At 68.8% G+C, this 17,842-nt stretch carries 12 protein-coding genes, 1 tRNA gene and 2 pseudogenes; 8 read left to right on the top strand and 7 right to left on the bottom strand.

What is annotated here, in order from left to right; translation table 11 throughout:
• Positions 1 to 124 precede the first annotated feature (124 nt).
• Positions 125 to 1,285: an ROK family transcriptional regulator gene (locus ACWCP8_RS38075; RefSeq protein WP_352271121.1), complete on the top strand. Its 1,161-nt coding sequence runs from the start codon at positions 125 to 127 to the stop codon at positions 1,283 to 1,285.
• Here the strand turns inward: ACWCP8_RS38075 and ACWCP8_RS38070 are convergent.
• The 3 genes from ACWCP8_RS38070 to ACWCP8_RS38060 form a co-directional block, all read right to left on the bottom strand.
• Positions 1,274 to 1,423 (bottom strand): hypothetical protein, encoded by a 150-nt coding sequence (locus ACWCP8_RS38070; protein ID WP_352271101.1) that lies wholly within the window; start codon positions 1,421 to 1,423, stop codon positions 1,274 to 1,276. The genes ACWCP8_RS38075 and ACWCP8_RS38070 overlap by 12 nt on opposite strands.
• Before the next feature lie 410 nt (positions 1,424 to 1,833).
• Positions 1,834 to 2,268, bottom strand: a complete 435-nt coding sequence (locus tag ACWCP8_RS38065) for a COG4315 family predicted lipoprotein (RefSeq protein WP_352271099.1) — start codon at positions 2,266 to 2,268, stop codon at positions 1,834 to 1,836.
• Between the two features lie 26 nt (positions 2,269 to 2,294).
• Positions 2,295 to 6,047 carry an Ig-like domain-containing protein gene (locus ACWCP8_RS38060; protein ID WP_451120987.1) on the bottom strand — a complete coding sequence of 1,251 codons (3,753 nt, stop codon included), beginning with the start codon at positions 6,045 to 6,047 and terminating at the stop codon, positions 2,295 to 2,297.
• Positions 6,048 to 6,461: 414 nt separating this feature from the next.
• Between ACWCP8_RS38060 and ACWCP8_RS38055 the strand changes: the two are divergent.
• The 4 genes and pseudogenes from ACWCP8_RS38055 to ACWCP8_RS38040 form a co-directional block, all read left to right on the top strand.
• A pseudogene (locus tag ACWCP8_RS38055) lies at positions 6,462 to 6,945 on the top strand (DEAD/DEAH box helicase); the annotation flags it as partial.
• A 249-nt stretch (positions 6,946 to 7,194) separates the two neighbouring features.
• Positions 7,195 to 8,406: an Ig-like domain-containing protein gene (locus tag ACWCP8_RS38050; protein ID WP_451121006.1), complete on the top strand. Its 1,212-nt coding sequence runs from the start codon at positions 7,195 to 7,197 to the stop codon at positions 8,404 to 8,406.
• Positions 8,407 to 9,119: 713 nt separating this feature from the next.
• A complete protein-coding gene (locus tag ACWCP8_RS38045) occupies positions 9,120 to 10,997 on the top strand; it encodes a CocE/NonD family hydrolase (protein WP_451120985.1) in 1,878 nt (625 codons plus the stop codon).
• A 287-nt stretch (positions 10,998 to 11,284) separates the two neighbouring features.
• A complete protein-coding gene (locus tag ACWCP8_RS38040; RefSeq protein ID WP_451120983.1) occupies positions 11,285 to 11,458 on the top strand; it encodes a hypothetical protein in 174 nt (57 codons plus the stop codon).
• Between the two features lie 247 nt (positions 11,459 to 11,705).
• Here the strand turns inward: ACWCP8_RS38040 and ACWCP8_RS38035 are convergent.
• Positions 11,706 to 11,790 (bottom strand) — tRNA-Leu (locus tag ACWCP8_RS38035).
• A 223-nt stretch (positions 11,791 to 12,013) separates the two neighbouring features.
• Here ACWCP8_RS38035 and ACWCP8_RS38030 point away from each other — a divergent pair.
• Positions 12,014 to 13,318 carry a DUF2254 domain-containing protein gene (locus ACWCP8_RS38030; protein WP_451120981.1) on the top strand — a complete coding sequence of 435 codons (1,305 nt, stop codon included), beginning with the start codon at positions 12,014 to 12,016 and terminating at the stop codon, positions 13,316 to 13,318.
• Between the two features lie 21 nt (positions 13,319 to 13,339).
• On the opposite strand, the gene ACWCP8_RS38025 is transcribed toward ACWCP8_RS38030, so the two are convergent.
• The 3 genes from ACWCP8_RS38025 to sucC form a co-directional block, all read right to left on the bottom strand.
• Positions 13,340 to 14,914: an aldehyde dehydrogenase family protein gene (locus ACWCP8_RS38025; protein ID WP_451120979.1), complete on the bottom strand. Its 1,575-nt coding sequence runs from the start codon at positions 14,912 to 14,914 to the stop codon at positions 13,340 to 13,342.
• A gap of 243 nt (positions 14,915 to 15,157) precedes the next feature.
• A complete protein-coding gene (gene sucD / locus ACWCP8_RS38020; protein WP_451120977.1) occupies positions 15,158 to 16,063 on the bottom strand; it encodes a succinate--CoA ligase subunit alpha in 906 nt (301 codons plus the stop codon).
• Between the two features lie 11 nt (positions 16,064 to 16,074).
• Positions 16,075 to 17,208, bottom strand: coding sequence for an ADP-forming succinate--CoA ligase subunit beta (gene sucC / locus ACWCP8_RS38015; RefSeq protein ID WP_352271088.1), 1,134 nt, complete (start codon positions 17,206 to 17,208; stop codon positions 16,075 to 16,077).
• A 196-nt stretch (positions 17,209 to 17,404) separates the two neighbouring features.
• Between sucC and ACWCP8_RS38010 the strand changes: the two are divergent.
• Together ACWCP8_RS38010 and ACWCP8_RS38005 are read left to right on the top strand one after the other, a co-directional pair.
• Positions 17,405 to 17,602, top strand: a pseudogene (locus tag ACWCP8_RS38010) (thiamine pyrophosphate-binding protein); the annotation flags it as partial.
• Between the two features lie 16 nt (positions 17,603 to 17,618).
• On the top strand, positions 17,619 to 17,842 hold a 224-nt coding region (locus ACWCP8_RS38005; RefSeq protein ID WP_451120975.1), incomplete at its 3' end, for a CoA transferase.

Below are 17,842 nucleotides of genomic sequence, written 5' to 3'. Positions count from 1 at the left end.
TCTTTTGCCGTCGACGGCACGGTGCTACGGTCCGGTGGAAGTCGCGCCCCCAAGCACCGGGCATGCGAACGGCTTTGACCACGACGGGGGCGGCGTGAGGAGTACGACGGTTCGACCGGCCAATATGCATCAGGCCCGGCTGCTCCGCCTCCTGCGCGACCACGGCCCGCAGTCCCGGGTCGCCCTGGGGGACCTGGTCGAGCTGTCGCGCTCCAAGCTCGCGTTCGAGATCGACCGGCTGCTGGAAACCGGTCTGGTCGTCCCGGACGGCCTCGCCGCCTCCCGCGGCGGCCGCCGCTCGCACAACGTCCGGGTCTCCCCGTCGCTGCGGTTCCTCGGCGTGGACATCGGCGCCACCTCCGTGGATGTCGCGGTCACCAACGCCGAGTTGGACGTCCTCGGCCACGTGGCCGAGCCGTTGGACGTGCGCGACGGCCCGGTCGCGGTCGTCGAGCGGGTACTGGCTTTGGTCGGCAAGCTGCGCGAGGCGGGGTTGGCGGAACACTTCGACGGCGCCGGGATCGGCGTTCCGGGACCCGTCCGGTTCCCCGAGGGTGTCCCCGTCGCGCCGCCGATCATGCCCGGGTGGAACGGCTTCCCCGTCCGCGAGGCGATGAGCCAGGAGCTCGGTTGCCCCGTTCTCGTCGACAACGACGTGAACCTGATGGCCCTGGGCGAGCAGCAGGCCGGCGTCGCCCGGTCCGTACGGGACTTCTTGTGCGTGAAGCTCGGGACCGGCATCGGCTGCGGCATCGTCGTCGGCGGCGAGGTCCACCGCGGTGTCACCGGCAGTGCCGGCGACATCGGCCACATCCAGGTGGACCCGGACGGACCGCGGTGCGCCTGCGGCAACACCGGTTGCCTGGAGGCGTACTTCGGCGGGAACGCCCTCGTACGCGACGCGACCGCGTTCGCCCACTCCGGCCGCTCGACGGAGCTCGCCGGACGGCTCGAATCGGCCGGGAGGCTGACCCCCGAGGACGTGTCGGCCGCCGCGGGCGCCGGGGACACCGCGGCCCTGGATCTGATCCGCTGGGGAGGAAGACGTACCGGTCAGGTCATCGCCGGCCTGGTCAGCTTCTTCAACCCCGGCCTGGTGGTCATCGGGGGAGGGCTCACCGGACTGGGCCACAACCTCCTGGCGAGCATCCGCACCCAGGTCTATCGTCAGTCGCTGCCGTTGGCGACCGGCAACCTGCCGATCGTGCTCGGCGAGCTCGGCCAGGTCGCCGGCGTCGTCGGCGCCACCCGGTTGATCAGCGACCACATCTTCTCACCGGCCTGACGCTTCGATGCGCGGCCGGAACCCGTGGCGCTCGAACTCCCGCAGGGCGTGGCGGAGGTGGCGCTGGTTCCAGATCAACGTGCGGTCCAGCAGCTCACGCCGACGAGTCTGCAGCCACCCTTCCGTGATCGAGTTCATTCGCGGCATCTGGACACCGCTGAACACGACCTCGACCCCCCGCGTCCTTCATGAGGGCATCGAACAGCTCGGGGAACTTCCCGTCCCTGTCCCGGATCAAGAACCTTGCTCGGCAGCCCGCGTCCTCGAGGTCCATGACGAGATTCTTCACGGTCTGGACCACCCAGGCCGCCGACGGATGCGCGTTCGCGCCCAGGATCCGGATCCGGGGCGTGCTCGGTCACCACTAAGACGTACAGCCGCGCCCCGGTCAGAGTGACGGTCTCAAAGAAGTCGAAGACTGAGCCGCACCCAGAACATCGCCGAACTCTGGTTCGTCCTGGCGGTCGACCGGATCATCGAACCGCGCCAGGAGGCGTGACTGCCCCGGCGACGGTGGACGAAGGCGGACGCGGGCTGTTCCTCGTCGCTCAGCTCACCGGCACGTTCTGAGGGTTGATCACATGCCACAGCAGGGTCACCCCGCTGGTGTCGGCCGGCTGCTGATCCCCGGTGAACCAGTACAGCGGGGAGCCGTCGTAGGTGACTTGGTCGCCGCCGTCGGGCCGCCTCACGGTCCCGAGCGTGCCGGCGATGCCCGGCGGCAGCCGGAGCTCGGCACCGGGCCGATACAGCAGCGGCTTGCGGGTGTCCGTACAGGGCCCGACGCAGACGACGGTCCCGTTGCGCTCCAGGTCGTCGCGGTAGAGCGTGCGCCCGTGCGGATCCGTGAGGACCCGCCCCATCGTTTCGGTGTCCGAGACCATGACGGACAGCGGAGGGGGTACGGGCGCCCGTGCGGGCTGAGGGCCGGCGCCGGACACGACGACCACTGTGGTGAGGAAGGAAGCAACCAGCCCACGCATGTCGATCTCCTTGGCCCGTCAGGCCCTCAGTAAGTGATGCTAGCGCCGCTGCTGACCGTGTGATTGTCCGTCGCTCCACCGGTGGCGCCACTGAACCCCACCAGCACGTTCTGCGGCAGGTTCACCGCGGTGTCGATGATCTGTTTGCCGTCGATGCTGACCAGCAGGTGCCCGGCCGTCGTCACGGTCACGCCGACAGCGTGGGTACCGGTCCGCAGCGCGGGAACGGCGGTCGAGGTGGCGGCGTACTGGAGCTTGTCCCCGGTGCCACCGATGGCCACTCCAACGAAATTGGCCGAGGGATCGTTGCCGTTCCGCCGAGTATCCAAGGTGACGGCGATGCCCGGCAGCCCCGAATAGCCGAGGCCTCCGCCAAGTGCACCCAGCGCCTTGGGGGTCGTCCTGGACGCGTCGAGCAGCAGGAAGGCCAGGCCGTCGGCGCCGGTACCGCCGCCGATCGCGGCGGTGAAGTTCGCGCGCAGGCGCGCCGACGGTACGGCAGTGCCCTGGATGGCGGAACCGGCGGTGTTCTGAACGGCCTTGGTCAGCACCAGGTCGGTGCCGGACAGCGCGGCGGACCCGTTGAACGTCCAACCGTTGGGCCCGGGCGGTGGCACCGCGTACGAGGTCGCGGTAATGGCCACGTCCCGCACCGTGTGGATGTCGGTCCGCCCTCCAGTGGAGCCGGTGAAGGCCAGCAGGGCTGTCGGGCTCAGCGAGGCCACTGCCGTCCGCAGCAGCTGTGTGCCGTCCAGAGAGACGGTGAGGGTGGTCCCGGACACGGAGACGGAGACGGCGTGGGGACCCGAGCGGAGGTTGGGCACGGCGGTGGTGGTCGCCGCGTAGGTGAGGTTGGTACCGCTTCCCGCAGTGGCGATCCCGACAAAGTTCGACGACGGGTCTTTGCCGTTCCTGTAAGTGTCGAACGTGACCGCCACGCCCGCTTGCCCCGACCAGCCGAGGCCCCCGCCGTTGGTGCCGCGCGCGCTCGGGGTGGCCCGGGCCGCGTCCAGCAGGCTGAAGGTGAGGCCGTCGGCGCCGGTCCCGCCGCCGATGACAGTGGTGAACATCGCCTTGAGGCCGTCGGTGAGCACCGGGACGGGGAAGACCGCCGAGCCCGCCTGATATGTGCCAGTCTGGGTAAGTTGAAGATCATTGCCGGAGAGTTGCGCGGACCCGTTGAGTTTCCAGCCGCCCGCACCGGGCGCCGGGATGGCGACCCCGGTGGGCCCGGTTCCGGTCCCGGTGCCGGTGAGCGCTTCGTTCTGCGGCCCCCGGCCGTCGTCGGAGGTGAGTTGGTACGTACCGGTGGCCACGCCGATGGAGGTCGGGGAGAAGGTGACCGCCTGGTGCACCACGTCCTCCGGGCCGATGACCTGGCCCTCGCTCAACGGATTGGTCACGTGGAACGGGGCCGCGGGCGGTGCCGCCTTGGTGATGGTGAGGGGGATATTGCCGGTGTTGCTGATGTCGAAGGTCTTGGTGACCGACTGCCCGACCGGCACCTGGCCGAAGTCGGAGGAGGTCGGAGTGACCGTCAGACGTGCCTGCCCGGTCACCGCCGTACCGGTCAGGCTCACGGTCGCGGTGCCGTGCTGACCGGTGACCGAGAGCGTCCCGGAGCTGTCGCCTGCGGCCGTCGGGGTGTACGTCACCTGGACGGTGACAGACTGCTGGGGCTGGACGACGGTGCCGTTGGCGGGGAGGCCGGTGGCCTTGAAGGGGGCGTTCGGTGGGCTGCCGGCGGAGATCGTCTCGGCCTCGGTGCCGGTATTGGTGAAGCTCACGCCCAGGGTCTTGGTCGTGCCTGTGGCCACCGTGCCGAAGGCCAGCGTGGAGGGGACGGGGGTGAGGCCGAGCTGGCTGCCGTAGCCGGTCAGGCCGAGACCGATCGCCCCGAGATCGGTGGTGAAAGTCAGAACGGAACTGTCCGCTCCGGACGTGGTCGGCGAGAACGAGACCGGCACCGAGTAGGTGTCGCCCGTGTGCAGTGTGACCGGCAGGCCGGTGGGCGCGGCGGAGAACTTGCTGCCCGACGGCGTACCCACCGCCGTGATCTTCACATCACGGGTTGCGGTGACCTTGGCCGTGGCCTTGCCGGTGCTGCCCACGGGTACCTTGCCGATGTCCACCGTGTTGCCGATCAGCGCGGAGTTGGACGGACGGCCGAAGGCCAGCACATGGCCATCCCGGGTGCCGACGTAGACCCGTCCGCCGTCGGTGGCGGGCACCGAGAACTTGGACGCGGTGCCGATGGGGGCGGACCAGCGCAGTTTCAGCGTTCCGTTCACCGGTACGGCGTCGTACGCGCGCAGTTGACCGTTGGCACCGTTGGAGCCGTCCGCGTAGATTGCCCAGACGAGGGCGGAGCCCGGGGCGGTGCCGGTGGAGGTCACCACGGGCGAACCCGAGGTGTAGCCGAAGGTGCCCGTGCTGGCGCCGGTACTGGTCAACGAGGGTAGGCCCGAGCCACTCACGCCGTAAGCGAAGGCCCGCAACGGGCCACGGCTGCCGATCGTGTACACATAGCCGCCCTCGGCGCCATACGCTGCCGGGTGCCCCCATACACCCTCGTACGGTCCGAAGGTGCCGAGCACCGCATCGGTGCCACCAGGCCCCTGGCTGCGGCCGCCGAGGTTGTCCCGGTCGAGGACGAAGAGGCGACCGTCCTTGCCGATCTGCGCCAGAAGATGGGGGTGCTGGGCCGTGCCGAAGGTCGGGCCGGGCAGTGCCACCGGGGCTCCCGAGCCGAAGTCCGTGTCGTTCTGGTCGAGGATCGGGGCGTTGCTGGGGCTGAAGAAGTCCTGGGCGGACATCGTCCCGTCACTGTTGACGCCCAGTCGAACCACCGACTCGGCCAGTTGGCCCGGCGGTTTCGAGCCGGGGCCGGGCGCCGGGGAGACGCCGTTCCCGGTGGAGAGCAGGATCCGGCCCGGTCCGTCGGAGACCAGGCCGCCGCCGCTCATCCAGATGCCGGCCATGCCGTTGGCGGAGGAGTCCTCGGAGGCCCACAGGGTGGCCTTGCGGGTCGTGGTGTTCACGCCCAGCACATAGCCGACGTAGGGGCCGTTGTCACAGTGAGAGGCGAAGGCCGCGTACACCGATCCGCCCATCAGGAGCAGTCCGGGGCGCTGGGCCGCGGTGAACGCGTTGAACGGATGGCTGGGGTCGTTCACCGGCGCGCCCTGAACCTTCACCGGCCAGCCGGTGCGCTCGGCACCCGTCGTCGCATCCAGCGCGTGGACGTACCAGTTGGGGTGCTTGGTATCCGGACCGTCATTGATCTTCGCGGTGAGGTAGACGGTCCCCGTGGCCGAGTCGTACACAGGGGTCGAGGTCACCCCGATGTTCGGTACCAGGTCCCCGCAACCGATGGCCGAGGCCGGCCACGGCGCACCCAGGTCCATCGTCCAGTTGATCTTCCCGCTCGCCGAGTCCAGCCCGTAGACCTTGGCCTTCTCGGTGGCCGCGACGACCGTCTTCCCGATCACCAGTGGCTGAGCGTAGACCTGTCCGTCCACGGTGGTGGAGAACTGCTGGCCGAAGTCGGAGCTGGACACCTGGGCGGGCGCCAGACCGGGCTCGTTCGAGTCCCAGCCGGTTCGGAGCGTGTCGCCCGAGATCGTCGTCTCGTCGGCGAGGGCGGGCGCGGCTGCGAGCAGCGGCAACGTGCCCCCCACCCCCAACAACAGACAACCCGTCAGCAGCGAAGCCAGACTGCGCGGCAGCAGACGCCCCGTCAATTGCCAGCCACCCAGCGGTCTGTGCATGCTGGACATCTCTCCACCTCGGTACGTCAGTGCGCGAGGGCGGAGACCGGCAGGTCCCGCCGGCGATCATCGTCGGTGGGACCACGCGGTATGCGAACGATCTTGGCCCGCGCGCCCGACGTTGTTCACCCCGGTGGATCAAGCGCAACCCGAGAGGCGCCGGTGGGCTCGGGTACCCCGACCGGCACAGACAACCGACCGGATCACTGGGCTGGTGCGCACCATGGGTGACAATGCCGATACATCTCCACGATGTCACTCGGTCCCGGACAGCTCGGACGTATGCGGTGCTCCGCACAACGCAAAATGCTGGTCGGGATGAATCCCGACCAGCACGTGATTCGCGAGCTCGGCAAAGGAGTCGTAGGCGGGCAGCAGGTTCGCATCCGTGGGCACCACGTCGGCCTTCGCGATGCGGACCGTGGCCTCCTGGAGCAAGCGGCGGCCTGCAACCTGCGCACCGTCATGACCTTCCACCAGAAGGTCACGAAGGCTGCCCCAATGCCGCCACCTCCCCGAGAAGCTGCCGGAGACGGCCGCGGAGCTGTACGTCACCGACGCCGCCGACGACGACCTGGCCAGGCGGACCGGCTGCCGAGGTCCTCGATCGACGCGGAGTTCTACGAGTTGGAGGCCGGCCGCCACGCCCCCCGGACCGGTGTGGTCGGCATAGCTGTGGGGCGACCACCTCGTGGCCGAACGGCGCGAAGCGCTTCGACAGGTCGCCAACGGCATCGACGCCGCGGGCCAGCGCGTACACAGGGCCTTCCTCGTCTCCGGGCGGGCCCTCGGGGAAGGCGTCGACATCACCGGCAAGCGCGGAGTGGAGGCCATCCGCTTCGCCGACACCCGCGGCTCCCAGGTCGAGATCGTGCAGAACATCGGCCGGGCGCTCCGCCTGAACCGGGCGTCCCCGTCATGATCGGCTCCGGGCGGCGAGAGCGGATCGACCACGCGCCATCCGTCAGTCGAGCAGGGCCCCGGCGACGCGCTCGACGGCGCGTGGCCTTCACCACAGTTTGCTCACTTAAGGACAGATGAACCCATATGGGTGGTTTTATAGCTAGCTGTACTCCCTCGGCATCCAGCTTCAGGGATTCAACGACCAGTGACACGGGAGGAACACTTGATCACGGCACGTAAAGGACGCACCCGACTGGTGGCTGCGGTCGGTGTACTCGGCGGTGTGCTCTCACTCACGGCCCTCGGCGGCACCAGCAACGCTGCTACCAGCGGTAACGACGCCGGGAATCACCCGAAACCGCAGGCGCGGGCGGATCAGACGGCCACCCAGGAGGCTTCCGCCGCCCGAATAAAGATCACGCCCAAGCAAGGTGCCTACGACGTCGGGATCAACGACTCCGTCAAGGTCACCGTCAGCAACGGCAAGCTCACCAAGGTGACCATGACCGCCGTCGCGACCGGTGCCGAGGTTCCGGGCACCCTGTCCGCCGACGGCACGTCCTGGAAGCCGAACGGCCGCCTGGAGCGGGCCACCAAGTATCAGGTCGCCGCGGAGGCCAAGGACGCCAAGGGCCGCTCCGTCACCGGGAACGCCACGATCACCACGCTCTCCCCGGCCAATAACTTCATCGGGCACCTCTCCCCCGAGGACGGCTCGACCGTCGGCGTGGGCATGCCGGTGACGGTCAACTTCGACAAGGCGATCAGCAACAAGACCGCCATGGAGTCGAAGATCCAGGTCAGCTCCAGCAGCGGCCAGCAGGTCGTCGGCCACTGGTTCAACGACGACCGCCTGGACTTCCGCCCCAAGAACCACTGGAAGCCCGGCTCCACCGTCACCGTCACGCTCAACCTCCACGGCACCCAGAAGACGGTCACGTTCAAGATCGGCCGGAGCCAGATCAGCACGGTCGACGCCAAGACGAAGCAGATGACCGTCGTACGGGACGGCAAGACGATCAAGACCATCCCGATCTCGTCCGGCAGCACCGAGCACCCGACGTACAACGGTCAGATGGTCATCTCCGAGAAGTTCAGGCAGATCCACATGAACGGTGCGACCGTCGGCCTCACGAAGAAGGACGGCAAGCCCTCCTACGACATCGAGGCCGTACCGCACGCCATGCGCCTGACCGCCTCGGGCACCTTCATCCACGGCAACTATTGGGGTGCCGACGCGGTCTTCGGCAAGGTCAACACCAGCCACGGCTGCGTGGGCCTGAAGGACGTCAAGGGCGGCGGCGACGGCAAGCAGCCCGCCGCGTGGTTCTTCGACAACTCGATGATCGGTGACGTCGTGATCGTCAAGAACTCCGAAGGCAAGACCATGTTGACCCCCGACAACGGCCTCAGCGACTGGAACATGCCGTGGAGCGAGTGGGTCGCGGGCAGCGCGACTGGCTGACGTCACGTCACTCCCCAGGCATCTGAACCTGAATCCCTGACGCCGCAGGCGGCGGGCGACACCGTGTCGCCCGCCGCCTGCGGCGTCAGGGCGCTCGAGCAGCCCTCGCCGTGTGTGGGGCCGCGGCTGCGTCACGTCGCCCAACGGACGACCGATGCCGGCGGACCGGTGGGCTGTTCGACACCAGTACTTTGCGCCCATCGCCCGCCAGTCCCGCTTGGTACTGGGATGGAAGAAGCTGATCGCGAACAGCGCGGTGTTCAAGATCCGCCGGGGCCACAGGTCATGCGCGGCGTCGTCCATCATGTCCTCTCTCCACGGCGCATCCTGCGGTCCGGCCGACAGGCGGCCAGGGCATCCCCGGCTGCCCCCTTCAGGGTCGTGGCGGGGGCCGGCGAAGACCCGGCCGACATGGCGAACCAGCCCCATCCCCTGGGATACAGCAGACGTTTCCACCGTCGTCTCCCCCCAACCTCCCCTTCCAGAAGCAGACTTGTTTCCGTCACATCAGTAACACGACGGATACACAGCACCATTGACGCGTTTCAGTGCTGACCTTAGGCTCGCTCGCCAAAGGTTCCGGCCAGGGTTCGCACACGTGGTCCCGTTCCTGACATGCGTGCGACCGTCCGTCGTCCCTGCGATGGCGGGCAGGGCGCTGCCGCTCGACCGGAAACGCCGTTCCGCTCCGTACCGACGACTCGGGAGAGCATGTGAACAGACGTCGCGCGCCCGGCTGGGCCCCCTCGGCACTCGTCACCACTCTGGCACTGACCGCCGCACTCGCCGGCCCCGCCGTCGCGTCACCGGCCGCCGCTTCCGCTCAGACCCCGACCACGGCGGTCGCCACCGCGACCGACGGCATCACGCACGAGCAGAACGACCGTGTCCCGAAGGGCTCGGTCTGGACCCAGCACTACTTCCCGTCCTCGGACGGCTCCGGTACCGAACTGCACGGCGACCTGCTGATGCCCGAAGGCGTGCCCGCCGGGCAGAAGGTGCCGGTCATCCTCTCCATCGGCCCGTACTTCGGGCACACGGGCCAGACGAACCCCGAGGGCTGGACCCACACCGGTCCCTCGAATCGCTTCCAGGACTTCATCGAGGGCAGCGACCTCTTCGCCCACGGCTACGCGTTCCTCATGGTCGACCTGCGCGGCTTCGGCGGCTCGACCGGCTGCCTCGACTGGGGCGGTCCCGGTGAGCAGGCCGACGTGAAGGCCGCGATCAACTGGGCCGCGGGCCAGCCGTGGTCGACCGGCGCGGTGGGCATGTACGGCAAGTCCTACGACGCCGTCACCGGCCTCATCGGCAACGACCTGAAGCAGTCCGCGCTGAAGGCCGTTGTCGCCGGGGAGCCCCTCTGGGACATGTATCAGTACATCTACTCCAACGGCGTCCCCCGCCCGAATGTGACCGGAACCGCGAATGCCTACAACGGCATTGCCACGATGGCCCCGCTGTCGGACGACGACGGGCACTATCGGGCCAACGCCCGGTACGAGGACGACCACCCCGGGTGCCTGACCGAGAACTCGGCCGGCTACCGGATATCGGACCAGAACGACCCGTTCTGGACCTCCCGTGACCTGGCCAAGATGGCTCAGGGCACCAACACGCCGCTCTTCGTCACCCAGGGCTTCATCGAGAACAACACCAAGCCCGAGGAGATGCAGGAGTACCTCACCAACCACGCCGGCCCGGAGCGCGGTTGGGTCGGCCAGTGGGACCACGTGCGTGGTGGCGACCGGGTGAGCGACGGTCGCCTGGCCATGGGCCGTGAGGGCTGGTACGACGAGACGCTGTCCTTCTACGACCAGTACCTCAAGGGAGTTCAGCCCTCGGTCGACTACCCGACGTACTCCGTCGAGGACTCCACCGGTCACTGGCGGGCCCAGAACACCTGGCCGGTGGTGGAGCGCGACGTCACCCTCCCGCTGGGGAGGGGCAGTTACCTCGACGACGGCGGTGCCTCCGCCCGCGCCAACCTTGCCGCAGCCGGCACACCGGCGCCCAAGGCGGTGCAGCCGTCGGGCAACTGGGACATGGAGAACGCGCCGGCGACCGAGCAGTCGGCGCCCAAGGGTCTGGCCAAGGGGATCGCGAAGAGGCAGCAGGCCGGTGCGGTCGGCTCCAGCTTCTTCGTCTGGTCGCAGCCACTCGCCCAGGACGTACGGGTGACCGCCACACCGAACATCTCGCTGACCGCGAAGGGCGAGGGCAACGTCATGCTCAAGCTCTACGACATCGGCCCGGACGGCAAGGCCGTGAAGTTCGACGAGCAGGTCTCCCTGCTGAAGGCGGGCCGGATGAGCGTCGACCTCAAGGCGACCGACTGGACGCTGGCGGCCGGGCATGTCCTGGCCGTGGAGATCGGCTCGATCCAGACCGGGTCGTGGCGCGACATCCCATCGGGTCAGACCATCGATGTCTCGGGCGCCGTGCTGAGGCTGTCCCTGGACGACCCGTCCGACGACGTGGCCACCCAGGGAGACCGCTCACCGTACCTGGACACCTACCTGCGCCAGTCCACGGTGGACCTGCCGGCCGGTCCGGCATCCTTCACCGTGACGCCCGGCGGCCACATCTGATCCCACGCCCACAGGCCGGCGCCGGCCGGCACGGCTCCCGGCCCCGCTCCGGAGCACCGTCCGGCACCGGCCCAGGCACCGGGCGACGTCTCCCACGATCAGTGCCTCGTTGTCCTGATCACGTGTGGCAGGGGGAGTTGACTGACGACGAGTGGGCGGTGCCAGAGCCTCTGCTGAATCCCGCCTCAACGACTGCGAGTACTGCGCCGACTCGCACGGCGCTGTCGCCGCCGACGGGCTGCCTCGACTCCATCGATGCTCCCCAGAGCCGACTGGCCCACGGACGGGTGGCACAGACCCTGCTCATCGCCGCGATCATCTGCATGGCCAACCTTCGGGCGATCGAGAACTTCCCCCGCAACAGCACGCTGACCGCACGCAAGAAGACCGAGCTCCACAGCAAGCAGGAGGTCCTTCCGAACCCGCTCCCGGACCCGGCCGCACCGCCTCCCCTCGAGTAGGGCGTCCCGGCTCCCCACCCGCCCCTGAAACCCATACATGCCTGCGCCGCGGTAAAGAACCGCTGCGCAGGCATGCTGTGTGTCGGCCGACGGACGCCACTGAGACCTGATCGTCACAGCACCACCGTCTCGCCGAGCCGAGTGCAGGACCCGAGAGCCCTCTGAACGCCAAATTACCGGTGAGCTCCAGGGCCCGACCGGTAATTCGTGAACGTATTGGGGACGATCTCGTGAACGTCCCAGTCGGTGTCCGAGGGGGGACTTGAACCCCCACGCCCGATAAAGGGCACTAGCACCTCAAGCTAGCGCGTCTGCCATTCCGCCACCCGGACTAGGTGATCGGCCCCGGTCTCCCGCGGCGACAAAGAAAACAATACCAGGGCTTTGGGGTGCCTCTCACCTGCATATTCGGTGGTCAGTGCGTGTGGTGGGCACGCCCGAGGGGCCCGCCGAGCGTCGCGTACGGTCCGGAGTCGTGCGGGTACGTGCAGTGCTCCGGAGTTCGCCGGGCGGCGTAACGGGCCTGGTGGGGGCGGCCGGGCTACCTTCGCGGACATGAGTGATCGCGGCTATCGGCGGCCCCGGGCGCTGTCCCCCTTGCGTGAGCATCTGCGCGATACGTTCTGGTTCGCTCCGACGGTGGGGCTGCTGTGCTCCTTCGCGCTGTGGTGGGGCGTCTCTGCGCTCGATGCGGAGATCCTCACGCACCTGAAGGACGAGCAGGCGTACGAGGAGGTCGGCGACCTGATCAGGTTTGCCGACGACGCCAGGACCATCGTCACCACCGTCAGCGCGGCGATGATGACCTTCATCGGCGTCGTCTTCAGCATCTCGCTGGTGGCCGTGCAGATGGCGAGTGGTCAGCTCACGCCCCGGGTGGTGCGGATCTTCGTCAGGAGCCGGATCAGCAAGCTGACGCTGACGGTGTTCCTGGCGACGTTCGCGTTCTCGTTGCTGGTCCTGACCTCGTACGAGAGCGAGAGCGACCCGCGGCGGGTCACATCCGTACCGCTTCTGCAGAGCATGCTGACGCTGGCGATGGTGGGCCTCAGTCTGTTGCTGTTCATCGCGTACGTGAGCTCGACGCTGCGGCTCATGCAGGTGGGGCCGGTCGTCGATCGCATCACCCATGAGTCCCTGCGGGTGCTCGGGCGGATGCCCGGTGGGGTGCGGGAAGAGCTGCCGCTCGGGGCGGAGACCGCTCGGATCGGGCACTCGGGGCGGGCGGGGGTGCTGCGCGAGGTGAATGTGGCGCGGCTGGTGCGGGCTGGTCGGCGGCAGGGGGTGGTGTTGCGGCTGATCCCGCGGATCGGGGACTTCGTGGTGCCGGGCACGCCGGTACTGGCCGTTCATGGTGGGTCCGCTCCGCCGCGGCGGATGCCGAGGTACACGATCTCGGTGGGAGTCGAGCGCACGCCGCACCAGGATCCGGGGTTCGGGCTGCGTCAGCTTTCGGACATCGCGCTGCGGGCGCTGTCTCCGGCGGTGAACGATCCCACCACCGCCGTGCAGTGCCTGGACCGGATCGTGCAACTGCTGGCCGCCATGGTGCACCTGCCGCTCGGGGCGGTGCATCACCGGGACGGGGCGGGTGCGGTGAGGCTTGTGCAGGACGGACCGGAGTGGACCGACCTGGTGGATCTCGCCTTCGAGGAGATCCGGTGGTGCGCGACGAGGAGTCCGCAGGTGACCCGGCGGATGCTGGCCGGGATCGGCGATGTGGTGGCACTGGCTCCGGAGGACCGGAGGGGCGCGCTGGTCAGGCACCGTGAGCTCCTGGTGAAGGCCGTGGAGCGCACGGTGCCCGACGTCAGCGAGCGGGAGTTCGCACTCATTCCTGATCGTCAGGGGATCAGGTGAGGCGGGTGTTCCTCCTGGGGGTCACGGCATCAGGTGGTAGTCCGGGAAGTTGCCGGGGAGGCGCTCCCCTGCCGGGCCGTCCGTCACCGCCCTGACCAGCAGTTCGCCGCCCACGAAGGCCCCGCGCCAGGACGCGCCGAAGCCGCCGAAGAGTTCGTCCCGGTCGCCTCGGGAGCGGGGGGTGCCATGGCCGGTCTTGAACGCGCGGATCTGTGGGGCCAGGCGTTCGTACGTTGCCGGGTCGTCGGTCGAGAGCGTGGCCACCAGGGCGCCGTTCGAGGCGTTCATGGCGGCCAGGAGTTCCGCCTCCGTGTCGACGAGGACGATCGTGTCGACCGGGCCGAACGGTTCCGCGTGGTGGAGCGGGGAGGACGAGGGCGGGTTGAGGAGCGTGACCGGGTGGAGATACGCGCTGGTGTCCTGACCCGGGAGGAAGTGTGCGTCGGCCGTCGATCCCCGGTGGAGTGGGATCGCGCCCCGGTCGATGGCCTCCGCCACCTGATCGGCCAGTTCCTTGGCCTTCGCCGCGTTGATCAGCGGGCCGAAGTCCAGGGTGGGGAGCGGGGCTGTCGGGTCCGCCACCGCCAGGGGGTGGCCGGTGCGGAGTGAGCGCACGGCGGGGAGGTAGGCCGACAGGAACTCGTCGAACGCGCTGCGCTGGACGACGAAGCGGGGGTACGCGGTGCACCGCTGCTTGCCGTAGTCGAAGAGCTTCGGGATGACGGCGGTCAGGGACGGCCAGTCCGTGAAGTTCCAGATGCCCCAGGTGTTGAGACCCTCCTGTTCGAGGATGTGCCGTTTGCCGAGGTCGGCGACTTCGGTCGCGATACGGGCCCCGGTGTCCCGGCCGCCGACGAAGGAGACGCAGCCGATCTCGGGCGAGCGGACGAGAGGCGCGGAGAGTTCGCTTCCGCTGCCGCTGAGGAGGGTGAGCGGGATACCCTCGCGGGCGGCGAGGGCGCAGGCCAGGGTGAGACAGGCGACGCCGCCGTCGGTCGGGGTCTTGGCGATGACCGCGTTGCCGGCCAGGGCCTGTACGAGCATCGCGTGGACCAGCACGGACATGGGGTAGTTCCAGCTGGCGATGTTCGAGACCGGGCCGGGGAGCGGGGTGCGGTCGGCGAGGAGGCGGTCGATGTTGTCGACGTACCAGCGGACACCGTCGATCGCGCGGTCCACGTCCGCCTGGGCGAGGCGCCAGGGTTTGCCGATCTCCCAGACGAGGAGCAGCGCGAGGAGTTCCCGGTGTTCGGTGAGCGCGTCGAGGGTGGCGGAAACGCGGGCGCTGCGCTCGGCGAGCGGGATGTGACGCCAGGCGCGGTGCTGGTCGAGGGAGGCCCGGACCGCCTGTTGGGCGGTCGGGGCGTCCAGGCGGGGCGGACCGGCGATGGGGCTGCCGTCGACGGGGCTGGTGGCGGGGAGGGGGCGGCCGTCCTGCTGCCAGGACGAGGCCCAGAGGTTGAGGACCCGGTCGGCCTGGAACGCCTCGGGGGTGGTGGTGAGACAGCGTTGCCAGGCATCCGACCAGGCTGTGCCTGGTTTGAGGGTGAGGGTGGGGGGTGGGGTGGGTTCGTTGGTGGGCGGGTTCGGTGCCATGAAGGTCTCCGCTCTCGGTGCACAGTCGGGGCGGGAGGTGGGATGGCTCGCTCGTACGGGACGGTAGTGAGCGGGGGCGGGGATGGAGGTGACGTTGGCTCAGGGGTGAGCGACGTCACCGTCACATGGTGGGGGTGCGGGGTCGGGGCGGGTGGGGCGCCTGCGGCGGGCCTTTCCCCTACCCACCCCTTCCCGAAACCGGGGCTCCGGTCCTCAATCGCCGGACGGGCTGAAACTTTCCGACTAGCTGCGTGCGCCCGACGGGCTGGGCATCCCCAGCTTCTCCCGTACCAGCCTGGCCGTCTCCGTCGGCGTGGCGCCGACCGGTACCCCTGCCGCCTCCAGCGCCTTCTGCTTTGCCTCCGCCGTGCCCGACGAGCCCGAGACAATGGCACCCGCGTGGCCCATCGTCTTGCCCTCGGGGGCCGTGAAGCCCGCGATGTAGCCGATCACCGGCTTGGTGATGTGCTGACTGACATAGGCCGCAGCTCGTTCCTCCGCGTCGCCGCCGATCTCGCCGATGAGGACGATGAGTTCCGTGTCGGGGTCGTTCTCGAACGCCGTCAGGCAGTCGATGTGCGTGGTGCCGATGACCGGGTCGCCGCCGATGCCCACCGCCGATGTGAAACCGATGTCGCGCAGTTCGTGCATCAGCTGGTACGTCAGCGTGCCGGACTTCGAGACCAGGCCGATCCGCCCCGGCCCGGGCGCGATGTCGGCCGGGATGATGCCCGCGTTGGACTGGCCGGGGGTGATCACGCCGGGGCAGTTGGGGCCGATGATGCGGGTGCCGCGGGTACGGGCGTGGGCGTGGAAGGCCACCGCGTCGTGGACCGGGATCCCTTCGGTGATGACCACTGCCAGGCCGATGCCGGCGTCGGCCGCTTCGATGACGGCCGCCTTGGCGAAGGGTGGCGGCACGAAGACCACCGTGACGTCCGCTCCGGTGGCGTCCATTCCTTCGCGTACGGAGCCGAACACGGGGATCTCGGTTCCGTCGAGGTCGACCTTCCGGCCCGCCTTGCGCGGGTTGACGCCGCCTACGATCCGGGTGCCCGCCGCGAGCATCCTGCGGGTGTGCTTCATGCCCTCGGCCCCGGTCATCCCCTGGACGAGGACCTTGCTCTCCTTGGTGAGAAATATGGCCATGTCCGGTCTCCTTAGGCTGCGTGGGCCAGTTGGGCTGCTCGGCGCGCGGCGCCGTCCATCGTGGTGGCCTGCTCGACCAGGGGGTGCGCGTGTGCGTCGAGGATCGCTCGGCCACGGGCGGCGTTGTTGCCGTCGAGGCGGACGACGAGGGGCTTGGTCAGGCGTACGGACCGCAGTGCGTGGACGATGCCGTCGGCGACCGCGTCGCAGGAGGTGATGCCTCCGAAGACGTTGACGAACACCGACTTCACTGCCGGGTCGGAGAGGATGACGGAGAGGCCGTCGGCCATGATGCCTGCCGAGGCGCCGCCGCCGATGTCGAGGAAGTTGGCCGGGCGGGCGCCGCAGCCGGCGACGACGTCGAGGGTGGACATGACCAGTCCGGCGCCGTTGCCGATGATGCCGACCTCGCCGTCGAGTTTGACGTAGTTGAGGCCCTTGGCCGCGGCCGCTGTCTCCAGTGGGTCGCCGTGCGGGTCATCGGTCTCTCTTCCCCAACGGGACTGGCGGAACCCGGCGTTGTCGTCGAGTGTCACCTTGCCGTCGAGCGCGAGGATCCGGCCGTCCACCGTACGGACCAGGGGGTTGACCTCGACCAGCAGGGCGTCCTCCCTGGTGAGCACCTGCCACAGGCGCTGGAGTACGGGGGCGGCCTCGGGCGGTAGGGCTGCCGCTGCGGCGATCTGTGCGGCCTTGCGTTCCGTCACTCCTTCGACGGGGTCGATCGGGATGCGGGCCACTGCCTCCGGGCGGGTGGTGGCGACCTCCTCGATCTCCATGCCGCCCTCCGCGGAGGCGATGGCGAGGAAGGTGCCGGTCGTTCGGTCGAGTACGTAGCTGACGTAGAACTCGGCCTCGATATCCACGGGTTGGGCAAGCATCACCGTCCGCACCGTGTGGCCCTTGATGTCCATGCCGAGTATCTGGCGGGTGGTCAGTTCGGCGGCCGCCGGGTCGGCTGCGATTTTCACTCCGCCCGCCTTGCCCCGGCCGCCCGTCTTCACCTGCGCCTTGACAACGACCCGGCCACCGAGCCGGCCCGCTGCTTCCTTTGCGTCGGCCGCGCGGTCGATGACCTCGGCCTCCGGTACCGCTATGCCGTGTTCTGCGAAGAGTTGCCGTGCCTGGTGCTCGTACAGATCCATAGCCACTCCCGATCGTGCCGATTATGAAAGTGCCGCTCGCCCCCTGGACACCACCCACCGGATGCGGGATAACAAGTTTCATACAGTATTCGTCGACTGTATGCAATATACCGCGGGAGTGCGGCACTGGCTCCTGCGCCCCCCACGAAGGGACAGGACCGCCATGCCCGAGGACAGCCAGGAACTCATTTCCGACGGCAACACCCTGGGCGACGTCCACTACGAAAAGTTCGCCCAGATGCTCGGCGGTTACGGCGAAGAGGTCCGCGACCCCGCCGACATCGCGCCGGCGCTGCAGCGGGCCCGGGAGTCCGGACTGCCGTCGCTGATCAACGTCTGGGTCGACCCCGACGCGTACGCCCCCGGAACCATGAACCAGACCATGTACAAGTAGCAGAGGAGCCGTTGACATGACCAAAGCTCTTGAGGGTGTGCGTGTCCTCGACATGACGCACGTACAGTCCGGTCCCTCGGCCACCCAGCTCCTCGCGTGGCTCGGCGCGGACGTCATCAAGGTGGAGGCGCCGACCGGCGACATCACACGCAAGCAGCTGCGCGACCTCCCGGACGTCGACTCCCTGTACTTCACGATGCTCAACTGCAACAAGCGGAGCATCACTCTCAACACCAAGAC

This window comes from Streptomyces sp. NPDC002206 (assembly GCF_053593595.1).
This window is presented reverse-complemented; position numbering and strand designations above follow the sequence as displayed.